19 protein-coding genes are annotated in these 18895 nt (G+C 68.5%); 7 read left to right on the top strand and 12 right to left on the bottom strand.

The features are described 5' to 3' along the window. Window positions 1-59: 59 nt before the first annotated feature. The 3 genes from V7D63_RS00095 to V7D63_RS00085 are packed head-to-tail and all read right to left on the bottom strand — an operon-like array spanning window position 60 to window position 4815. Window positions 60-2513, bottom strand: coding sequence for an LPS-assembly protein LptD (locus tag V7D63_RS00095; protein ID WP_333590241.1), 2454 nt, complete (start codon window positions 2511-2513; stop codon window positions 60-62). A 35-nt stretch (window positions 2514-2548) separates the two neighbouring features. Continuing rightward, the gene (gene lptG / locus V7D63_RS00090; RefSeq protein WP_333590240.1) at window positions 2549-3685 is read right to left on the bottom strand and encodes an LPS export ABC transporter permease LptG; all 1137 of its coding nucleotides are present in this window, start codon (window positions 3683-3685) and stop codon (window positions 2549-2551) included. Continuing rightward, entirely contained in the window at window positions 3682-4815 is a 1134-nt protein-coding gene (locus V7D63_RS00085) for an LptF/LptG family permease (protein WP_333590239.1), read from the bottom strand. Before V7D63_RS00085 ends, lptG begins: the two co-directional genes overlap by 4 nt. Window positions 4816-4963: 148 nt before the next feature. Between V7D63_RS00085 and V7D63_RS00080 the strand changes: the two genes are divergently transcribed. From V7D63_RS00080 to V7D63_RS00065, 4 genes are read left to right on the top strand one after another with little or no spacing between them, the layout of a single operon-like run. After that, a complete protein-coding gene (locus V7D63_RS00080; protein WP_333590238.1) occupies window positions 4964-6403 on the top strand; it encodes a leucyl aminopeptidase in 1440 nt (479 codons plus the stop codon). A gap of 7 nt (window positions 6404-6410) precedes the next feature. Continuing rightward, window positions 6411-6872: a DNA polymerase III subunit chi gene (locus V7D63_RS00075; RefSeq protein WP_333590237.1), complete on the top strand. Its 462-nt coding sequence runs from the start codon at window positions 6411-6413 to the stop codon at window positions 6870-6872. Then, window positions 6830-7183, top strand: a complete 354-nt coding sequence (locus tag V7D63_RS00070; RefSeq protein WP_333590236.1) for a hypothetical protein — start codon at window positions 6830-6832, stop codon at window positions 7181-7183. The genes V7D63_RS00075 and V7D63_RS00070 overlap by 43 nt, the downstream gene beginning before the upstream one ends. A gap of 23 nt (window positions 7184-7206) precedes the next feature. Further along, window positions 7207-7500: an I78 family peptidase inhibitor gene (locus V7D63_RS00065; protein WP_333590235.1), complete on the top strand. Its 294-nt coding sequence runs from the start codon at window positions 7207-7209 to the stop codon at window positions 7498-7500. 33 nt (window positions 7501-7533) lie between these two features. Here V7D63_RS00065 and V7D63_RS00060 read toward each other — a convergent pair whose 3' ends face one another. From V7D63_RS00060 to V7D63_RS00050, 3 genes are read right to left on the bottom strand one after another with little or no spacing between them, the layout of a single operon-like run. Beyond that, window positions 7534-7914: a hypothetical protein gene (locus V7D63_RS00060; protein WP_333590234.1), complete on the bottom strand. Its 381-nt coding sequence runs from the start codon at window positions 7912-7914 to the stop codon at window positions 7534-7536. Window positions 7915-7963: 49 nt separating this feature from the next. Continuing rightward, the gene (locus V7D63_RS00055) at window positions 7964-8203 is read right to left on the bottom strand and encodes a DUF2164 domain-containing protein (RefSeq protein ID WP_333590233.1); all 240 of its coding nucleotides are present in this window, start codon (window positions 8201-8203) and stop codon (window positions 7964-7966) included. Then, window positions 8200-10107: an ABC-F family ATP-binding cassette domain-containing protein gene (locus tag V7D63_RS00050; protein WP_333590232.1), complete on the bottom strand. Its 1908-nt coding sequence runs from the start codon at window positions 10105-10107 to the stop codon at window positions 8200-8202. Before V7D63_RS00050 ends, V7D63_RS00055 begins: the two co-directional genes overlap by 4 nt. A gap of 142 nt (window positions 10108-10249) precedes the next feature. Here V7D63_RS00050 and ndk point away from each other — a divergent pair, with 142 nt between their 5' ends. Next, entirely contained in the window at window positions 10250-10669 is a 420-nt protein-coding gene (ndk, locus tag V7D63_RS00045) for a nucleoside-diphosphate kinase (RefSeq protein WP_333590231.1), read from the top strand. Window positions 10670-10790: 121 nt separating this feature from the next. Here ndk and purN read toward each other — a convergent pair whose 3' ends face one another. After that, window positions 10791-11381 (bottom strand): phosphoribosylglycinamide formyltransferase, encoded by a 591-nt coding sequence (gene purN / locus V7D63_RS00040; RefSeq protein ID WP_333590230.1) that lies wholly within the window; start codon window positions 11379-11381, stop codon window positions 10791-10793. A gap of 4 nt (window positions 11382-11385) precedes the next feature. Further along, window positions 11386-12423: a phosphoribosylformylglycinamidine cyclo-ligase gene (purM, locus tag V7D63_RS00035; RefSeq protein ID WP_333590229.1), complete on the bottom strand. Its 1038-nt coding sequence runs from the start codon at window positions 12421-12423 to the stop codon at window positions 11386-11388. Window positions 12424-12505: 82 nt separating this feature from the next. On the opposite strand from purM, the gene rnd reads away from it, so the two are divergent. Continuing rightward, the gene (gene rnd / locus V7D63_RS00030; protein ID WP_333590228.1) at window positions 12506-13657 is read left to right on the top strand and encodes a ribonuclease D; all 1152 of its coding nucleotides are present in this window, start codon (window positions 12506-12508) and stop codon (window positions 13655-13657) included. 58 nt (window positions 13658-13715) lie between these two features. Here rnd and V7D63_RS00025 read toward each other — a convergent pair whose 3' ends face one another. Genes V7D63_RS00025 through V7D63_RS00010 form a run of 4 tightly spaced genes read right to left on the bottom strand, consistent with a single transcriptional unit; the run spans window position 13716 to window position 18534 of the window. Continuing rightward, complete coding sequence (locus tag V7D63_RS00025; RefSeq protein ID WP_333590227.1) at window positions 13716-14081, bottom strand: VOC family protein; 366 nt, start codon at window positions 14079-14081, stop codon at window positions 13716-13718. Between the two features lie 5 nt (window positions 14082-14086). Then, window positions 14087-15610, bottom strand: a complete 1524-nt coding sequence (locus V7D63_RS00020; protein ID WP_333590226.1) for a Ppx/GppA phosphatase family protein — start codon at window positions 15608-15610, stop codon at window positions 14087-14089. Further along, on the bottom strand, window positions 15610-17820 hold the full coding sequence (locus V7D63_RS00015) for an RNA degradosome polyphosphate kinase (RefSeq protein WP_333590225.1): 2211 nt from the start codon (window positions 17818-17820) through the stop codon (window positions 15610-15612). Before V7D63_RS00015 ends, V7D63_RS00020 begins: the two co-directional genes overlap by 1 nt. A 36-nt stretch (window positions 17821-17856) precedes the next feature. Next, window positions 17857-18534 carry a chromosomal replication initiator DnaA gene (locus V7D63_RS00010; RefSeq protein ID WP_333590224.1) on the bottom strand — a complete coding sequence of 226 codons (678 nt, stop codon included), beginning with the start codon at window positions 18532-18534 and terminating at the stop codon, window positions 17857-17859. Between the two features lie 210 nt (window positions 18535-18744). Here V7D63_RS00010 and V7D63_RS00005 point away from each other — a divergent pair. Beyond that, window positions 18745-18895, top strand: a 151-nt coding sequence (locus V7D63_RS00005; RefSeq protein ID WP_333590414.1) for an OB-fold nucleic acid binding domain-containing protein, incomplete at its 3' end; no start/stop codon positions are given.

Below are 18895 nucleotides of genomic sequence, written 5' to 3'. Positions count from 1 at the left end.
GTTCCTCAAAGCCCTCGCCTCGACCCCGATCAGGGGGAGGTCCGGTCCCGTTTGCGCCCTCACCAGCGCGTTTCGCCCCGTCCATAGCCTGTACCGCCGAAAGTGGCGAGGTTTAGGCGAATGAAGACGCCCTCGGACGGTCCCGAAGGCCGCACGCGGGTGTTGTCGCGGCGGAAGCCGATCTCGAATCGGAAGCAGTCGTCGTCGAAAACGATCCCCGCTTCGGAACGGGTGATGATGTCGCGCTCCAGATCGGCGATGCCGGTGACGGTCACGCCCCAGTTGCCGACGACGAATTGCTGGGCCGCCAACTGCACGAATTCGTAATTGCGGTTCAGCGGCCCGCCCAGCGGGTTGGAACGGTCCACGATGTAGCTGACGGTCGCCATGTCGCGGCGGCCCCAACGGCCGTCCACCGCGGCCTCGGCGCGGCGCACGTCGCCCGAACCGTCCACGGTGGTGTGGAACCAGCCGCGAACGCGGTCGGACGGCGAGAAGGTTCCCTGAACCACCCAGTCCGAGGTCTTGGACGCCAGGCCGGTGGGATCGTACAGGCGCGAGGGATCGTCCGGCACGGGAACGCGGAAGGCGTGTTCTTCCTGGCCGCGGCTGGAGCGGCCGATGAACAGGCTGGCGCTGCGGCCGTCTTGCCAGCGCAGGGTGGCGCGGACCCCGGCCGTCAGGCGGAAACCGCCTTCCAGCAGGTCGTAGCCGGGGAAGCGGTCCATGCGGAACAGAGAGGATTCGTCCAGCTCTACGGTCTGGCTGTCCTCATTGGGAATGCGCGGGTCCTGGTCGACGCCGGTCGAGAAGGACAGTTGGCCCACCGGCTCCAGGATCACGTCGGCGCCCGAGGCGAGCCGGCGGATCAACGGATAGGCCACGTCCAGGCCCGCCGTGGCGCGGGTGCGGGTCACCGTCTCATCGGCCAGACCCAGGACCGGCGGAAGTTCGGCGATGGAATAGGTGTCGGCGCGCAGGTCCACGAACGGCTCCCACCGCACGCCCGCGGGACTGATGAAGGCGCGGCGCCAGTCCATCTGGCCGGTGACGCGTCGGGTGTCGACGCCGTCCAGGCCCGCCGTCGGGCCGGGCGGAATGATCTCGGGCCGCAGGACGGGCGATCCGACATAGGCGTCGCGGTACAGCGACACGGCCGAGCCGCGCAGGCGCAGTCGGCCGCCGAAGACGGGCTGGTTCGGCTCCCACCGCGCCTCGACGATGGGCGCGACCAGGGGCAGGGCGTCGTCGTTCTCGAAGACGTTCAGGGCCGGGGTGACGGGATCGAACCGGGCGACCCGCAGGCTCTGCATCGAGAAGGCGGCTACGGAGACGTAGGAGCGTCGGGTCTGGCGCTCGGCGTAAAGCTGGCTGATCAGGCGGCGGCGGTCGCCGTAATAGAGACCGTTGTCCTGATAGGGGTCGCGCACGTCATAGCGGTCGAACAGGGTCTTGTCGGACACGCGCTCGGCGGTGAAGCCCCAGCGCCAGGGACCGTCCGGGTCGAACCGGGCGTGGGCCAAGAGGTAGCTGCGGTTGGTTTCGTCGCCGAACTTGACGTTGCTCTCGGGGCGGCCGTCGCCGTTCAGGTCGAAGTCGCCGAAATTGCGCTCGTGCGTATAGCCGCCGCGCACCACGATCACGCCGTCGTCGAACCGACGGCGCCATTGCAGGTTCAGCAGCGGCGCCACGCGCGTGTTGATCTGCGGGCTGACCAGCCAGTCCTCGGACGGCGAGACGACGTGCAGATAGGGCAGCTCCAGGGAAACGCCCCGACCCTCGTCATAGGTCGGAACGGGAATCAGAAAGCCCGAGGCGCGATCGACCGACGGATCGGGGTGGGCGAAGACCGGCAGGAAGAAGACCGGCACGCCGCCGACCCGGAACAGGGCGTTGCGGTACAGGATCGCCCGCAGTTCCTCGTTCTGGACCACCTTTTCGGCCTGGATCGAGACGCTGGGCGTCTTCGGCCCGTTCGCGTCGCAGATCGGGCAGGGGGTGAAGAGGGCGTAGTTCAGCTCGTTGACGTTCTCGCTGCGGCGCACGGCCGAGGCGGCCATCAGGCTGGCGCCGTTCGACAGGCGCGTGGCGAAGTCGACGGCCACGCCGGCCCGGAGTTGGTCGTCCAGCTCGATCAGGTCGGCGAAGATCGTGTCGCCCAGCGGCGAGACCAGCTCGACCTGGCCCTCGGCCCCGCCGACGCCGCCGGCCAGATCGTAGCGGATCGTCTCGGCGCGCAGGGTGTGGCCCTGGAAGCGCGCCAGGGCGCGATCGGCGCCGGGACCGCCGTTCAGGACGACGACGTCGCCTTCGCGCGTCGTTTCGCGGGCATCGACATAGACGGCTTGCGGCGTCAGGCCGTCGGAACCGGGCGTCGAAGCGGCCTGGGGCGCGGGTTGTGGGGCCGGAGCGGCCTGGGCCAGGGCGACGCCGGGCGCGCAGGCGAGGGCGGCCCCGGCCAGAAGCCGGGTCCGTAAGCCCTGTCCGCGATGGGCGCGGCGATCAGCCTGCATGAAGGGTCACTCGGGAGACGTCTCGGGAGGGCCGATTAGCCGTCTTCGGTATAGAACAGCAAGGTGAAGGCCGCGAGCGCCGTCAATAGAGGCGGCAGCCAGGCCGACAGGAAGGGCGGCACCACCTCGGCCGAACCCATGGCCGCCGAGAATTGATTGATGAAGAAGAAGGCGAAGCCCAGCACCACGGCCGCCACGCTCATCCGCGCCAGATCGCCCAGACGCATCAAACGCAGCGAAAAGGCGGCGGCCAGAATCGACATGGCCGCGAACATCAATGGCGTGGCCAGAAGCTGTTGCAGGCGCAGGCGATAGGCGGTGGACGAAAATCCGGCCGCCTCGATCCGCGCGATCTGGCCGGGCAGGGACCAGAAGGGCGTCGACTGGGGCCGGGCGAACTGTTCAAAGGCCTCCTCGTCGGCCAGGCTGGAGATCAGGTCCAGCGTCGCATAACGCACGGCGCGCTGGCCGGTCTGGGCGCCCACGGCGTCGGTCAGGCGCCAGCGTCCCGCCGACAGGCTGGCGGTGGCGGCGTCGATGCGTTCCGAGAAGGTGCGACGGCCGTCCTCGGCGTTGGTGTAGATGAAGAAGGTCACGTCCAGCAGGCGGGCGTTGGCCCGGTCCTGGCGACCCGCGCGAATGATCATCTGACGCTGGTCGTCGCCCTCGCGCAGCCAGACCGCCTCTTGCCGTTCGCCCTGGACCCCGCCCGAAATGCGGGCGCGCTCGCGTTGCCACAGGCCGTCTCCGGCGGCGGCCAGCGGGCCGAGCACGGTGACGGTCAGGACGCCGATCGCCAAGGCGGCGCCGGCCGCCGGCAAGACGAAACGCCAGGCGGACACGCCGGCGGCGCGCATGGCGATCAGTTCGCTGCGCCGGTTCAGGCCGATGAAGGCCGACAAGGTGCCGAACAGAAAGACGAAGGGCAGAAGCTGCAGGATGACGCTGGGCGATTTCAGCAGCATCAAGCCGACGATGCGCACGGCCGACAGATCGACGTCGGAACCGAGACCGCGCGAGATCTCGACGAAGTCGATCAACATGATCAGGGCCGAGATGACGCCCAGCGCGATCAGCAACGACCGCGCCTGGGTCTTCAGCACATAGCGTTCGATGCGCCCCAGCCGGATGCGCGAGGCGGGCAGTTTGAGATCGAGACGGCGCGCGGTCATGCGAACCTCGCCTTCAGCCGCTCCAGCGGCGGCCAGACGCGGCGACGATGCGGCTTGAGGGTGCGGAACATCATGCGCAGGGCGACGGCGGTGGCGGCGACCGGCAGGAGGTACTGCAGGATGTTCAGCCATGGGTTCCAGACGCTGGCGGCGACCAGGCCGTATCCCGCGATGCGCAGGAACAGGAACAGGCCCGCCGCCTTGGCGATGCGGAACGCATAGCCGGTGCGCGAGAAGGCGCCGCCCAGGATGGCGTTCAGGGCCAGTGCCATGGCCATCAGGGCGTAGAGGGGCGCGGACAGTCTCGAATGGGCCTCGGCCAGCAGTTCGTCGCGCGGGCCGACCCGCTCCAGCGTCGCGGGCGACGGGTTGAACAGGTCGGTCAGATACAGGTCGCCGGGCTTGTAGCGGATCCGCTCGTCCGTCTCGGTGAACTGGGCCAGCGGGAAGTTGTAGCCGTCGAACGACAGGTATTCGAGCACGCCGTTCTTGGAGAACCGCTGCCACGAACCGCCGCGCATCGACAGATAGGGTTCGCCGTCGATGCGGCCGAACCGGGCCTCGGCCGCGTCCCAGGTGGTGACCTGGTCGCCGTCTTCCAGATAGACGAACAGGTTCTTCAGCAGGCCGTTCTGCTCGACCTGCTGGACATAGACGGTCAGGCCGTTGGGACCCTGGACGAAGCGGCCCTCCTCGACCAGCAGGGCGGCCAGGTCGGTGCGGACGGCGAAGGCCTGGGCGCGGGCCTCGCGCTGGGCCATGGGCTGGAGCACGACGCCGATCAACAGGCCGACGGCCGCCGCGATCAGGGCGATGCGGGCGGCGGGCCGGATGACCTGCCAGCGCGACAGGCCGGCGGCGAAGGCGGCCGTCAGCTCCTGCTCCCTTTGCAGCCGGGTCAGGGCGACCAGGGCGCCGACGAACAGGCCGATGGGCAGAATCACCGCCAGCAGTTGCGGCAGGGCCAGGAGAGTCAGCTTGGCCATGACCCAGACGCTCTGGCCGCGTTCGACGATGACTTCGAGCTGATCGAGGCTCTGACTCAGCAGCCCGATTCCGCACAGGGCGCCGACGGCGGCGACCACGGGCAGAGCGATCTGTCGGAAAAGATAGCCTTGAATCAGGGTCATGGGCGGAAAGAAATCGCCCGGTTGCAGGCGGCGGCTGAGAGGCGCATCTAATACCACATCCCAAGGCGTCCGCGACTGTCGCGGTTCGTTTTCATCGCCTTTTTGAGCAACCAAGACCGGGGCCGTAACCCCGGCTGGAGTCCCCAGTATGAAAGTTGAGTTCGTCGCGTCGGCCGGTTCCGCCGAAATCCTCGCCCTGTTCGTTCGCGAAGGCGGCCAGGCCCCAGACGGTCTGGCGGCGGCGATCAAGACCAGCCGGTTCAAGGGCGGGCGCAATTCGGCGCTGACGATTCCGGCTCCGGGCGGAATGGACGCGGAACTGGTCGTGCTGACGGGCCTGGGCGCCGAAGCGGCGGACGATCTGGCGCTGGAGGCCGCCGCGGGCGCGGCCTGGCGCGCCGTGGCGACCAGCGGCCTGTCGATCCTGACCTTCGACGCTTCGGGCCTGACCGCCGAACAGGCCGCGCGCGTGGGCTTCGCCGCGCGTCTGGCCGCCTATCGGTTCGACAAATACCGCACCAAGGAAAAGGCCGAGAAGATCCCGTCGGTGAAGACCGTTCGTGTCGTGACCGGCGACGTGAAGGCCGCCCAGGCCGCCTTCGCGCCGATGTCGGCCGTGGCCGACGGCGTGCTGTTCGCCCGCGATCTGGTGTCCGAGCCGGCCAACATCCTGCATCCCGAAGAGTTCGCCAAACGGGTCAAGGCGTTGGAAAGCCTGGGCCTGGAGGTCGAGATCCTGGGCGAGAAGGAGATGGAGAAACTGGGCATGCGCACGCTTCTGGCCGTGGGTCAGGGCAGCGAGCGCGACAGCCAACTGGCCGTCATCCAGTGGAAGGGCGGCAAGTCCGGCGAACAGCCGATCGCCTTCGTCGGCAAGGGCGTGTGCTTCGACACCGGCGGCATTTCGCTGAAGCCGGCCGACGGCATGGAGGACATGAAGTGGGACATGGGCGGCGCCGCCGCCGTGGCCGGAACCCTGATGGCCCTGGCCGGACGCAAGGCCAAGGTCAACGCCGTGGGCGTGCTGGGGCTGGTCGAGAACATGCCCGACGGCAAGGCCCAGCGCCCGGGCGACGTGGTCGTGTCCATGTCGGGCCAGACGGTCGAGGTGATCAACACCGACGCCGAGGGCCGCCTCGTCCTGGCCGACGCCCTCTGGTACACGCAGGAGCGGTTCAAGCCGAAATTCATGATCGACCTGGCGACCCTGACGGGGGCCATGATCGTGTCGCTGGGCCTGGAATACGCGGGCGTCTTCTCGAACGACGACGCGGTGGCGCAAGGCGTGCTGGACGCGGGTCCGAAGGTGGGCGAGAATTTCTGGCGCATGCCGATGCCCGAGGCCTATGAGCGGCACATCGACAGCCCGATCGCCGATGTGAAGAACACCGGCAACGGCCGCGCCGGCGGCTCGATCACCGCCGCCCTGTTCCTGCAACGCTTCACCAACGGCACGCCCTGGGCGCACATCGACATCGCCCCGACGGCCTGGGTCAACAAGAGCCAGAACCCGACCATCCCGGACGGCGGCGTCGGCTTCGCCGTGCGCACCCTGGATCGCATGGTGGCGGACAAGTACGAGAGCTAGGGTCCGCATGGCCGAGGCCGGGACGGAAATCTGGTTCTACCACCTGGAGCGCTCGTCGCTGGACCAGGTGCTGCCCGGCCTGTTGGAGAAGACGCGCGAGCGGGGATGGCGGGCGCTGGTCCGGGCCGATGACCGCGCCTTGCTGGACCATGTCGATGAGCGGTTGTGGACGTACCGGGAGGAGAGCTTTCTGGCCCACGGCCGGGCGGACCAGCCGCACGCCGAACGCCAGCCGGTGCTGTTGAGCGAATCAGGCGAGAACTCGAACGGCGCTCAGGCGCTGTTCATCCTGGACGGCGCGGAACTGGGTCAGACGGAGGCGTTCGAGCGATGCTTCATCCTTTTCGACGGGCGGGACGAGACGGCGTTGCACGGTGCGCGGGCGCGCTGGAAGACGCTGAAGGACGCGGGCGCCGACCTGGCCTATTGGCGTCAGGACGCGGACGGGCGCTGGGAGCGGGCGGCCTGATCCTGGCCCTGGCGGCGGCCTGTTCGTCGGCGCCGACCACCGAAGCCCGCGCGCCGCGCACCGTCGCCCATGCCGAACAGAGCCGTCCCGTCGTCGACCGCCAGCCCCCGGCCGGGGCGGATCAGTGCAAGGCCGGTGAAATGCAATGGCTGGTCGGGAAACCAAGGACCGACATTCCCGTTCCTGTGGAGGTGGTGAATCGGCGTGTCACCTGCACGACCTGTCCCATCACTGAAGATTATTCGGCTTACCGTTTGAATATATTCTTCAACCATGAAACCGGGATCATCGAACAGGTGCGCTGCGGCTGATCCCCGAACCGGAGTTTCGGACCATGCGCGAGCTGATGATCTTCGCGGCCCTGGGCGGCCTGACCCTGGCGGCCTGCGCTCCGGTGGAGGGCGGCGGCGCCTCGACCCCGCCCAGCGACGCCCCGGATCAGTGCAAGGCGGCCCAGTACCAGTCGTACATCGGCCGCAACCGCGTCAGCCTGCCGGCCAGGCCGGAAGGCGAGACCTGGCGCGTGACCTGCACCACCTGTCCGATGACGATGGACTACAACCCCAGCCGCCTGAACATCCTGTATGACCAGCAGACGGGTCTCATCCGCAAATTGACGTGCGGCTGAGATCGTCGGTCGGGCGGGCGGCGGCGCTGGACTCTAGGGGAGCAGGGGACTGAGGGTGATCTCGATCGCGCCTGAATCCTGTTCGACCAATGTAAACCGTGCGACGCGCCCACGCATGACCGAAAGGCGTGGCGCGGCGAGTTCGGTGTCGTTGCGCATCAGGCGGCTCTCTAGGAGAAGCTGGTCCTTCTCTCCGTCGCCTTGGACGCTGAGCAGGTTGACGTTGAACTCGTATCGGACGCCATCGACCGTGAGCGAGGTTTCGGCGGGCGAATTCTCGATGATCTGGCTGGTGCTGCTGAACTGGAGGTTCGGCCGGACCAGCGAAAGCTCGACCTGATAGCGCGCCGGAGCGTCCTGGGCGAAGGCGGGTGTGGCGACGAGGGCGGCGGCGGCGACGACGGCGCGGAACATGACGATCTCCTCTGACGAGAGGCACGGTAGCAGAATGCGGGCCGTTTGCCTAGCGCCGCTCCAGCGACAGGATGGCTTCGCCGACCTCGTCGAGCCTGGCCGACAGCGCCGCCTGGGCGTCGTATAAACCCCGGTTGTAGAAGGCCGGGCCGAACTCGCGGGCCAGGAAGTCGATCAGCATTTCAGCCGGCAGGCCGCCCAGCTCCATGTCGTATTCGTCGCGAAACCAGGCCTGAAGTTTCGGCGTCAGGGCCGCGATCTCTTCGCGGCTGAAAACGATCGGCTTCATTGCACCTCCGCCAGGGCTTCCTCGGCCTGGATCCAGGCGGTCTCGGCGGCGTCGAGATCGCCTTGCGTCTTGGCGCGGGCGCGGGTCAGACCCTCCAGCGCCTTGGGATTGGCGACGGCGGCGTTGGCCAGGTCGTCGTCGATGCGGGCGATCTCGGCGGTCAGGGCGGCGATCCGCTCCTCGGCCTTCTTGACGGCGTGGCGCAGGGTGGACGGCGAGGGGCCGTCTTTTTTCCTGCCCCTATCGCTCGCGCCGCGGGCGTTTGCGGCTTGAGGGGCGGGGGCGGGCGCGGCGGCTTCGTCTGGCCTGATCTGACCGGGGCGGACGCTTCCGGCCTGTTTGGCGCGGTCCAGGACGAATTTGGCGTAGTCGTCCATGTCGCCCTCGAACGGCTTCACCGTGCCGTCGGCGGCCAGCCACAGCCGGTCGGCGACCAGTTCCATCAGCGAACGGTCGTGGGTGATCAGGATGACGGCGCCCGTGTACTGGTTCAGCGCGTCCAGCAGGGCGCGGCGGCTGTCGATGTCCAGGTGGTTGGTCGGTTCGTCCAGGATCAGGATGTGCGGCGCGTCCATCGCCACCAGGTTCAGCAACAGACGGGCGCGTTCGCCGCCCGACAGACTGTCGACCTTGGTCTCCTGCTTTTCGAACGGCAGGCCGAACTGGGCCAGACGGCTGCGGCGGCTGGATTCGGAGGCGTCCGGCATGGCCCGGCGGATGATCTCCAGCGGGGTGTCGGTCGGGTCCATGGCCTCGATCTGATGCTGGTGGAACCAGCCCACGCGCATCTTGCCGTCGCGGTGAAACTCGCCCGTCTCGATGGTCAGGGCCTTGGCGATCAGCTTGGCGAAGGTCGACTTGCCCGCGCCGTTGACGCCCAACAGGCCGATGCGGTCGTCCAGATCCATGCGCAGGTTCAGGTTCCGCAGGATCGGCTTGCCCGGCTCATAGCCGACATAGGCCCGCTCCAGCCGGATCAGGGGCGGGGGCAGGGGGCGCGGCGGGCTGGGCAGGACGAAGGGGGCCACGCGCTCTTCGGGCGGCAGTTCCACGGTCTGCATCTTTTGCAGCTTCTTGACCCGCGACTGGGCCTGGGCGGCCTTGGACGCCTTGGCCTTGAAGCGATCGACGAAGGCCTGAAGGTGGGCGCGCTCGGCCTCCTGTTTGGCGCGGGTGGCCGACAGCAGGCGGATCTTCTCGGACCGCATCCGTTCGAAGTCGTCGTAGTTGCCGGTGTAGAGTTCCAGCTTGCGGTTCGACAGGTGCAGGATGTGGGTGCAGACCTCGTTCAGCATCTCACGGTCGTGCGAGATGATCAGGGCCGTGGCCGGATATTTCTTCAGCCGGGCCTCCAGCCACAGGGCGCCTTCCAGGTCGAGATAGTTGGTCGGTTCGTCCAGCAGCAGCATGTCGGGCTGGGCGAACAGGGCGGCCGCCAGGGCCACGCGCATCCGCCATCCGCCCGAGAAATGCGACATCGGACGCTGGATGTCCTCCTGGCTGAAGCCCAGGCCGACCAGGATTTCGGCGGCGCGCGCGGGGGCGGCGTCGGCGTCGATCTCGATCAGGCGCGACCAGATCTCGCCCATCTCTTCAGGCTCGGCGGTCTCCAGCCGGGTCAGCAGGCTGTGGCGCTCGGTGTCGGCCTCCAGAATCGTCTCCAGCACGCTGACGGGCGTGGCCGGGTGTTCCTGATCCACCGAACCGATGCGGGCGGTCTTGGGCAGGCTGACCTCGTCGCCGCCGGCGACCAGTTCGCCCAGGATGACCTTGAACAGGGTCGACTTGCCGATGCCGTTGCGCCCGACCAGGCCGACCTTGGCGCCGGGCGGCAGGCTGACGGAGGCGTCGTCGAGGAACTGGCGGCCCCAGGCGTTCAGGGTCAGGTTGGTGATCTGCAGCATGGCGGGTCGTAAATCTCGAGCGGTCTCTGTCACGGCGAGCCGCGAGACGGGCGATAAAGGCGAAATTGTGAGGCGGTTGGAAAGCGGAGAGGGCGCCGCTATAAGCCCGCGACCCTCAATCTCCCAACAAGAAGTCACTCCCATGACCGAACGCACCTTCTCGATCATCAAGCCCGACGCCACGCGCCGCAACCTGACCGGCGCCATCAACGCCGTGATCGAGGCCGCCGGCCTGCGCATCGTCGGCCAGCGCCGCATCCGCCTGACCGAAGACCAGGCCAAGAAATTCTACGAAGTCCACGCCCACCGTCCGTTCTACAACGAACTGGTCGGCCAGATGATCGCCGAGCCGGTGGTGGTTCAGGTGCTGGAAGCCGACAACGCCGTGGCCCGCTATCGCGAAGTCATGGGCGCCACGAACCCGCAAGAAGCCGCCGAGGGCACGATCCGCAAGCTGTTCGCCCTGTCGATCGGCGAGAACTCGGTCCACGGCTCGGACTCGATCGAGAACGCCGGCATCGAGATCGCCCAGTTCTTCACCGCCGATCAGATCGTCGGCTGAGGCATTGTTCTTGGGCCGCGATCGTCGGTCCTTCGGGAACTCCCGGCCCGACGCGGCCTGGCGCTGACGCGCCGGCCAAACGGATACAGCGGCCCGCGTTCGGAAACGGACGCGGGCCGTTTCATGTCTGGGATCGACAAAAGTCCGCCAGGGCCGCCGGATAGAGGGCGTGTTCGGCGACCAGCACGCGCTGGGCCAGGGACGCGGCCGTGTCGTCCGCCAGGATCGGCACGCGCGCCTGGGCCAGGACAGGACCTTCGTCGCACCCCTCGGTGACCAGATGGACGGTGCAGCCCGCCTCGGCGTCCCCGGCGGCGAGGGCGCGGGCGTGGGTGTCCAGGCCGGGATATTTCGGCAGCAGGCTGGGGTGGATGTTCAACATCCGCCCGGCCCAGCGCCCGACCAGCCAGGGGGTCAGCAGGCGCATATAGCCGGCCAGGGCCACGACCTGGACCTCATGACGGGCCAGCAGGGCGTCCAGCAGGCCTTCATGCGCTTCGCGGTTCTTGCCGGTGGGGCGATGGTCGACGGCGAGCGCGGACACGCCCTTGCCCGCTGCGACGGCCAGGCCGCCCGCGTCGGGGACGTTGGACAGGACCAGCACGACCTCGAACGGGCTGTCCGGCGACTGTCCGGCGTCGATCAGGGCGGCCATGTTCGAGCCGGTTCCCGAGATCAGGACGGCGACGCGGACTTTGCCGGACCCAGGCACCGGATCAGGCGGCGGTCAGTTGGCCGCAGACGAAGGCGGCTTCACCGGTGTTCAACAGGGCGGCCAGCACTGGCTCGGCGTTCTCGGGCGCGACGATCAGGATGAAGCCGACACCGCAGTTGAAGGTGCGGCGCATCTCGTGATCCGAGACGCCGCCGGTCTTTTGCAGCCATTCAAAGACGTGTGGCTGGGGCCAGGCGTTCCAGTCGAAGGCGGCGCTCAGCTCCTCGGCGATGCAGCGCGGCGGGTTTTCGATCAGGCCGCCGCCGGTGATGTGGGCCGCGCCCTTGATCAGACCCGCCTTCATCAGCGGCAGGACCGGCTTCACATAGATGCGGGTCGGCTCCATCAGGGCCTGGGCCAGGGTGCGGTCCTTGGCGAAGGGGGCGTCGTCGCCCCAGCCCAGGCCCGAGGTCTCGACGATCTTGCGCACCAGCGAATAGCCGTTGGAGTGCGGGCCGGACGAGGCCAGGCCGATGATGACGTCGCCCGCCGCCTGGCGGTCCAGATAGGGTAGGGCGTGGCCGCGCTCGACCGCGCCTAGCGAAAAGCCCGCCAGGTCATAGTCGCCGTCGCCGTACATGCCCGGCATCTCGGCCGTTTCGCCGCCGACCAGGGCGCAGTTCGCCTGGCGGCACCCTTCGGCGATGCCGGCCACGACGCGGCGGGCGTCGTCCACCGACAGCTTGCCGGTGGCGTAATAGTCCAGGAACAGCAGCGGCTCGGCGCCCTGGGCCAACAGGTCGTTGACGCACATGGCGACCAGATCGACGCCGACGCCGTCGTGCCGTCCGGTCTCGATGGCGATCTTCAGCTTGGTGCCGACGCCGTCGGTGGTGGCGACGATCAGCGGGTCCTCGAAACCGGCCGCCTTCAGGTCGAACAGGGCGCCGAAACCGCCCAGCGACGCCTCCGCGCCGGGCCGCCGCGTCGACTTGGCCAGGGGTTTGATGGCGTCGACCAGCATCTCGCCCGCGTCGATGTCGACCCCGGCGTCAGCGTAGGTCAGGCCGTTGGTGGGCGAATCCTTGTGCGCCGTCATTGCGTTGGGAGCCTTGAATCGGTGAACGAAAAGTCCGCGCGGCTCTTGCCACACGGGGCGTCGCGGGGGCTATAGCATTCCAATGACGCCGATCACCACCAATGACGCCTTGGCCGCCTTCTGCGACCGCCTGAAAGGCGCCCCCTTCATCGCCGTGGACACCGAGTTCATGCGCGAGACGACCTATTGGCCCAAGCTGTGCCTGATCCAGGCGGCCTCGGCGACGGATTCGGGGATCATCGATCCCCTGGCCGAGGGATTGGACCTGGAGCCGTTCCTGGCCCTGTTGCGCGACCCGGACATACTGAAGGTCTTCCACGCCGCCCGGCAGGACGTGGAGATCTTCGTCAAACTGGGCGCCATGCCCAAGCCGATGTTCGACACCCAGGTGGCCGCCATGGCCGCCGGTTTCGGCGATCAGGTCAGCTATGAATCCCTGGTGCGGCAGATGCTGCGCCAGGAGGTGGACAAGGGCAGCCGCTTCACCGACTGGGCGCGGCGCCCGCTGTCGGACGCGCAACTGACCTACGCTCTGGGCGACGTCACCCATCTGGCGGCCCTGTATCCCAAGCTGCGGGATCGGCTGGACAAGGAGGGGCGGCTGGACTGGGTGATGGCCGAGATGGAGGATCTGACCGATCCCGCCGTCTATGACACCGAACCGGAAAACGCCTGGAAGCGCCTGAAGCCCAAGAAATACGCCGCCAAATACCTGGCCGTGTTCAAGGCCGCCGCCGTGTGGCGCGAACGGGCCGCGCAAGAGCGGGACCAGCCGCGCGGCCGCATCCTGAAGGATGAGGCGATCGACGAACTGGCCACCCAGGCGCCGACCGACGTGGACGCCTTCAACCGCATGCGCTCGATCCCCAAGGGGTTCGGCGGATCGCGGCTGGGCCAGGATCTGATCGTCGAGCTGAAACGGGTGCTGGCCGATCCCGAGGCCCATGCGCCCAAGCTGGAGCGGCCCGCCCACGGCCAGCCCGCGCCGCCGTCGGTGGTCGAGCTGCTGAAGGTGCTGTTGAAGGCCAAGAGCGACAATGCCGGCGTGGCGACCAAGCTGATCGCCAATGTCGCCGATCTGGAGAAGATCGCCCTGGACGACGACGCCCCGGTCGAGGCCCTGCACGGCTGGCGTCGTCAGTTGTTCGGCGAGGACGCGCTGAAGCTGAAGCGCGGCGAGATCGCCCTGGTGCTGAACGGCGCCCGGGTCGAGGTGGTCGAGATCGAGGGGTAGGGTCGGTCCCCATGATCCCGTGCATTCCCGCGAAAGCGGGGATGAGCGGTAAGGGAAGCTAGGCCGCCGTCGGCGGCTGCCACAGCTCGATCGGATTGCCTTCCGGGTCGTGGATGCGGGCGAAGCGGCCGATTTCGGGCGTGGCGTCCCATTCCGGCTTGGTGATCACCTCGATCCCGGCGGCGCGCAGGCTGGCCAGCAGGCCGTCCAGGTCGTCGACCCGCAGATTGATCATATAGGCCTTGTCGGCGGCGAAATAATCGCTGTCGGCCTTGAACGGCGAGAAGACGGTCGGTCCCGCCTGCTGGTTCCAGATCCAGACGCCCTCGGGCGCGCCGACGCCCAGATGGGTCAGATACCATTCGGCCTGGGCCTTGGGGTCCTTGCAGCGGAAGAACAGCCCGCCGATTCCGGTCACCGCCATGTCGTCTATCCCCTATCGCGGACGCCAGACTGCTCGGCCTCGCGGCCGATGTCGAGCCTCAGACCCAAGGCGTCGGCCAGGGCGCGGGCGCGGCGGCGGGTCTGGTCGCCCAGCAACAGGTCGGCGTAGCCCGGAGCGGCGCTGAGACGCAGGGCGCCGTCGGCGACCACGGCCTGGGCGTTCGCCAGCAGATGCGCCGAGCGGCCGGACAGATCGCAGCCCAACCGCATGGCCAGGCCCAGGGCGCGGGCGCGGATCGCCGCCGTCTCGGTCAGCAGGCGTCCGACCGTCGCCGGTTCCGGCGTCGCCGCCCCGCCGCCGTAGCGGGCGTTGAGGGCCGCGGCCAGGAAGGCGCGCTCGGCATGGGTCTGGCCCGGCACCGGCGCGCGCAGCACCTGGTCGAACACCAGATTGACCCGGTGGTCGGGATGCAGTCGCGCGCCCAGGTCGGCCAGGTTGCAGGCGGCGCGCGACAAGACCGCGTCACGCTCAAACCCGAAGGCGGGGGGCAGGGCGGCGAGGATGGAGGCGATCCAGGCGTCCAGGGCGGTCGGCAGGGTGGGCGAGACCCCCTGGCGCAGGCCCAGGGCGGCGCTGCCGGCCAACAGGGGGTCGATGGCGGCGGTCTCCGGCTCCAGCCCCTCGAACAACAGGCCCTCGCGCACGCCCCAGGCGGAGAATTCGACCCGTTTCAGATCCAACCGTTCGATCAGCCGGTCCAGAACGACGGCGGCGTGCGGCAGGGTTTCGGCGCGTTTCTTGGACAGGCCGGGAATCTTGTCCAGAGCGCCGGGCGACGAGCGGGCGATCAGGCGGGCCAGGTCGCGCGCCTCGGCCGCCGACATGGCGAACTGATGGACGATGCGCAGCGGGTGGTCGTTCTGGGCCATGCGCACCTGGGCCAGGCTTCGCCAGGCGCCGCCCACGGCGTACAGGGTTTCGGCGCGATAGGCCGCGGCGACCGCGGACAGGGCCTTGTCGGCGACCGTCTGGACCCGGTCGGGATCGAACCCCTTCTTGCTCGCCAACGAAAAGGGACCCAGCGGCAGGGTGACGCCGCGCCCGACGGCGCCGTCGGCGATCTGGATCAGCTCCAGGCTGGCGCCGCCCATGTCGGCGACGACGCCATGCGCCGAGGGGGCGCCGGCCAGCACGCCCAGGGCGGCGTAGCGGGCCTCGTCCTCGCCCGACAGCACGCGGACCTGAAGACCGGTCTCGGCGGTGATCCGTTCGCGAAAGACCTGGCCGTCCTGGGCGTCGCGGACGGCGGCGGTGGCGGCGACGAACAGGGCCTGGGGCCGCACCCCGTCCAGCACGGCGGCGAAACGGCGAAGCGCGGTCAGGGCCATGACGGCGCCGTCCGGCGACAGTTTTCCGGTCACGGCCAGATCACGGCCGAGACCGGCCAGCACCTTTTCGTTCAGCACCGTCCAGACGGCGCGCCCTTCCAGCCGGTACAGCACCATGCGCACCGAGTTGGAGCCGATGTCGATGACCGCGACCTCACGCGGGGGCGTCGCCATGGGCATCAGCGGCGCTCGTATCGCAGACGGCCGGGCAGGGTCTTCACCTTGCGGCCGCGCCCGGACAGGCTGGGGTTGGTCATGAAATACTGGTGCGCCGAAAAGGGTTTGGCGGAATCGGCCGGCACGATGCGGCGATAGGCGCCGTCGGGCTGGAGCACCCAGCTTTGGGCGTCGTCCTTCAGATTGGCGACCATGATCTGGTCCAGCACCTGATCGTGGACGGTGGCGTTCAGCACCGGCGTCATCAGCTCGACCCGGCGGTCCAGGTTGCGCGGCATCCAGTCGGCCGAGGCGATATAGACCCGCGCCTTGTCGTGCGGCAGGTCCTGGCCGTTGGCGAAACAGACGATGCGGCTGTGCTCCAGGAAGCGGCCGATGATCGACTTGACCCGGATGTTGTCCGACAGGCCCGGCACGCCCGGCCGCAGGCAGCAGACGCCCCGCACCACCAGTTCGATGCGCACGCCCCACTGGCTGGCGCGATACAGGGCGTCGATGATCTCGGGATCGACCAGGCTGTTCATCTTGGCCCAGATGGCGGCGGGCAGGCCTTGGGCGGCGGCCGACATCTCCTTGCCGATCAGCTCCAGCAGGGTCTTCTTCATGTTCAGGGGCGAGACGACCAACCGCTCCAGGTCGTCGGGCGGAGCGTAGCCGGTGATGTAGTTGAACACCCGCGCGGCGTCGCGCGCCAGCGCCGGATCGGTCGAGAACAGGCTGAGGTCGGTGTAGATGCGGGCGGTGACCGGGTGATAGTTGCCGGTGCCGAAATGGCAGTAGGTCTTCAGGCCCTCGCCCTCGCGCCGGACCACGACCGACAGCTTGGCGTGGGTCTTATAGGCGACGAAGCCGAACACGACGTGGACGCCCGCCCGCTCCATGGCCCGCGCCCAGCGCAGATTGGCCTCTTCGTCGAAGCGGGCCTTGATCTCGACCAGGGCGGTGACGTTCTTGCCGTTCTCGGCCGCCTCGATCAGGGCGGCGACGATGGGGCTGTCCTTGGACGTTCGGTACAGCGTCTGTTTGATGGCGATGACGTTGGGATCGCGCGCGGCCTGACGCAGGAACTGGACCACCACGTCGAAGCTCTCGAACGGGTGGTGGATCAGCATGTCCTTCTCGCGGATGGCCGCGAAGACGTCGCCCGACTGGTCGCGCACCCGCTCGGGGAAGCGCGGCTCATAGCCGGGGAATTTCAGGTCGGGGTGGCCGTCGCGGATCAGCTCGTCCAACTGGGCCAGGCCCAGCATGCCGTTGACCAGAACCACGTCCTGGGGCGCCGCTTCCAACTGGTCGATGATGAAGGCGCGCAGATCGTCGGGCATGGACGCCTCGATCTTGATCCGCACGACCGAGCCGAGGCGGCGCTGTTTCAACGCCTCCTCATATTCCAGGACCAGATCCTCGGCCTCTTCCTCGACCTCGATGTCGCTATCGCGGATCATGCGGAAGACGCCCTTCTCGATCACCTCGAAGCCGGGGAAGAGGTGGTCGATGAACAGCATCAACAGGGTTTCGAGCGTGACGTAGCGCCGCCGCCCGGCCTTGGAGCGGCCGTCGGTCGGCAATTGCCAGAAGCGCCGCACCTGGGTCGGCACCGGCACCAGCGCATACTGGACGCGGCCGTCCTTGACCCGTCTCAACCGCAGCCCCAGCGAGAAGCCGAGGTTGGGCAGAAAGGGGAAGGGGTGGGCCGGATCGACGGCCAGGGGCGTCAGAACGGCGAACAACTGACTGAGGAATTCCGGCTCCAGCCGTTCCTTCTCGGTCTTGGTCACCTTGCCGATGTCGACGACCTCTATGCCCGCGGCGGCCAGTTCCCGGCGCAGCCTGCCCCAGCGCGCCTGTTGTTCGGCCATCAGGGTTCCGGCGGCGGCGTTGACCTTCTCCAGGGTCTGGGCGGGCGTCAGGCCGTCGGGCGAGACGACGCGCACGCGCTCGCGCACCTGGCCCTTCAGCCCGGCGACGCGGGTCATGTAGAATTCGTCCAGATTGTTGGCCGAGATCGACAGGAAACGCAGCCGCTCCAGCAGGGGATGGGCCGCGTTTCCGGCCTCTTCCAGAACGCGGGCGTTGAAGGCCAGCCACGACAGTTCGCGGTTGAAGAAGCGCGACGGCGATTCCATCAGCACGGCGTCCAGCGTCGACTGGGCCGCGCGAGAGGAGGGGACTTCTTCGCCCCGGGTGGCGTCTGCGATGGCGGCGTCGCTCATGGGCCGGTTCTGACGCGCTCGCGTGACGGCCGCAAGTCAGAGCGGCGGATCGTCGCTCGCCGCCTCCAGCACCTCGCGCGCCGTGGCGCGGGTGGCGGGCCGGGGGTCGGCGCTCAGACGCTCCACCACATCCGCCGCGGCCTGGGCTGAACGATCGATGCGGCGCAGCAGATAGGCGATCAGGTCGTCGCTGGGGGTGATGCTGCGTTCGGCGAACCGGGCGCGCAGCATGGCGGCCAGAACGGCGTCGTCCGGCGTCATGATCGTCACCACCGGCGTGGCGTTCAGCCGCGACCGCAGATCGGGCAGGGCGCGATCCCAGCCCTGAGGCGCGGATCGGGCGACCAGCAACAGGGCGCCGCCCGGCGCACGAGCCAGGTTGAACAGGTGAAACAGGGTCTCGTCGTCCGCGTCCGGCGCGCGGTCCAGCAGGATGGGGCGGCCCTCCAGCTCCAGCGGGTCGATCAGGGCCGCCTCGGCGCCGAGCAGGGCCACGGCCCCGACCCGTTCGGCCCACAGGGCGGCCAGGCGGCTCTTGCCTGAACCGGGCGGCCCGCTGAGGGCCAGGATCGGCGCGATCCCGTCGGGCCAGGCGGCCAGGCGGTCGAAGGCCGCGCGATTGGCGTCAGACACCACCAGATCGTCCGCCCGGGCGGGGCGGTCGGCCTGCAAGGGCAGGCGCATCTGCGGAGGCGGTTGACGGCGCGCGGACATGGCGGACGGCATAACAGCACTGTTCGACAGAGCGACGAAACTTCCATCCACTTCCGTGGACAAGCCGCGACAGGTGTTCAAAACTTTCAACAGACGGCCGCGCACGGCTTCGGAAGGCCCGCCAGCCTTGACTTTCCGGGGCGATGATGCGCCCTTCCGCCCCTCCCAATTCACGCCGTTTCCCGCGGCCGTTTGCAGACGAACCTTCCCATGCACGCCTATCGCACCCACACCTGCGGCGCCCTCCGGTCGACGGACGCCGGGTCGAACGTCCGGCTTTCGGGCTGGGTGCACAGGAAGCGCGATCACGGCGGCCTGCTGTTCATCGACCTGCGCGACCACTATGGCCTGACGCAACTGG

This window comes from Brevundimonas sp. (assembly GCF_036732845.1).
In the GTDB taxonomy this organism is placed as follows: domain Bacteria; phylum Pseudomonadota; class Alphaproteobacteria; order Caulobacterales; family Caulobacteraceae; genus Brevundimonas.
This window is presented reverse-complemented; position numbering and strand designations above follow the sequence as displayed.

Coding starts and splice junctions, on each gene's coding strand:
- V7D63_RS00095 (WP_333590241.1), bottom strand. CDS start 2,513: ATGCAGGCTGATCGCCGCGCCCATCGCGGACAGGGCTTACGGACCCGG.
- V7D63_RS00055 (WP_333590233.1), bottom strand. CDS start 8,203: ATGAAGCCGATCGTTTTCAGCCGCGAAGAGATCGCGGCCCTGACGCCG.
- rnd (WP_333590228.1), top strand. CDS start 12,506: ATGACGCCGATCACCACCAATGACGCCTTGGCCGCCTTCTGCGACCGC.
- V7D63_RS00015 (WP_333590225.1), bottom strand. CDS start 17,820: ATGAGCGACGCCGCCATCGCAGACGCCACCCGGGGCGAAGAAGTCCCC.
- V7D63_RS00050 (WP_333590232.1), bottom strand. CDS start 10,107: ATGCTGCAGATCACCAACCTGACCCTGAACGCCTGGGGCCGCCAGTTC.
- V7D63_RS00060 (WP_333590234.1), bottom strand. CDS start 7,914: ATGTTCCGCGCCGTCGTCGCCGCCGCCGCCCTCGTCGCCACACCCGCC.
- ndk (WP_333590231.1), top strand. CDS start 10,250: ATGACCGAACGCACCTTCTCGATCATCAAGCCCGACGCCACGCGCCGC.
- V7D63_RS00065 (WP_333590235.1), top strand. CDS start 7,207: ATGCGCGAGCTGATGATCTTCGCGGCCCTGGGCGGCCTGACCCTGGCG.
- lptG (WP_333590240.1), bottom strand. CDS start 3,685: ATGACCGCGCGCCGTCTCGATCTCAAACTGCCCGCCTCGCGCATCCGG.
- V7D63_RS00085 (WP_333590239.1), bottom strand. CDS start 4,815: ATGACCCTGATTCAAGGCTATCTTTTCCGACAGATCGCTCTGCCCGTG.
- V7D63_RS00025 (WP_333590227.1), bottom strand. CDS start 14,081: ATGGCGGTGACCGGAATCGGCGGGCTGTTCTTCCGCTGCAAGGACCCC.
- V7D63_RS00075 (WP_333590237.1), top strand. CDS start 6,411: ATGGCCGAGGCCGGGACGGAAATCTGGTTCTACCACCTGGAGCGCTCG.
- V7D63_RS00010 (WP_333590224.1), bottom strand. CDS start 18,534: ATGTCCGCGCGCCGTCAACCGCCTCCGCAGATGCGCCTGCCCTTGCAG.
- V7D63_RS00020 (WP_333590226.1), bottom strand. CDS start 15,610: ATGCCCATGGCGACGCCCCCGCGTGAGGTCGCGGTCATCGACATCGGC.
- purM (WP_333590229.1), bottom strand. CDS start 12,423: ATGACGGCGCACAAGGATTCGCCCACCAACGGCCTGACCTACGCTGAC.
- V7D63_RS00080 (WP_333590238.1), top strand. CDS start 4,964: ATGAAAGTTGAGTTCGTCGCGTCGGCCGGTTCCGCCGAAATCCTCGCC.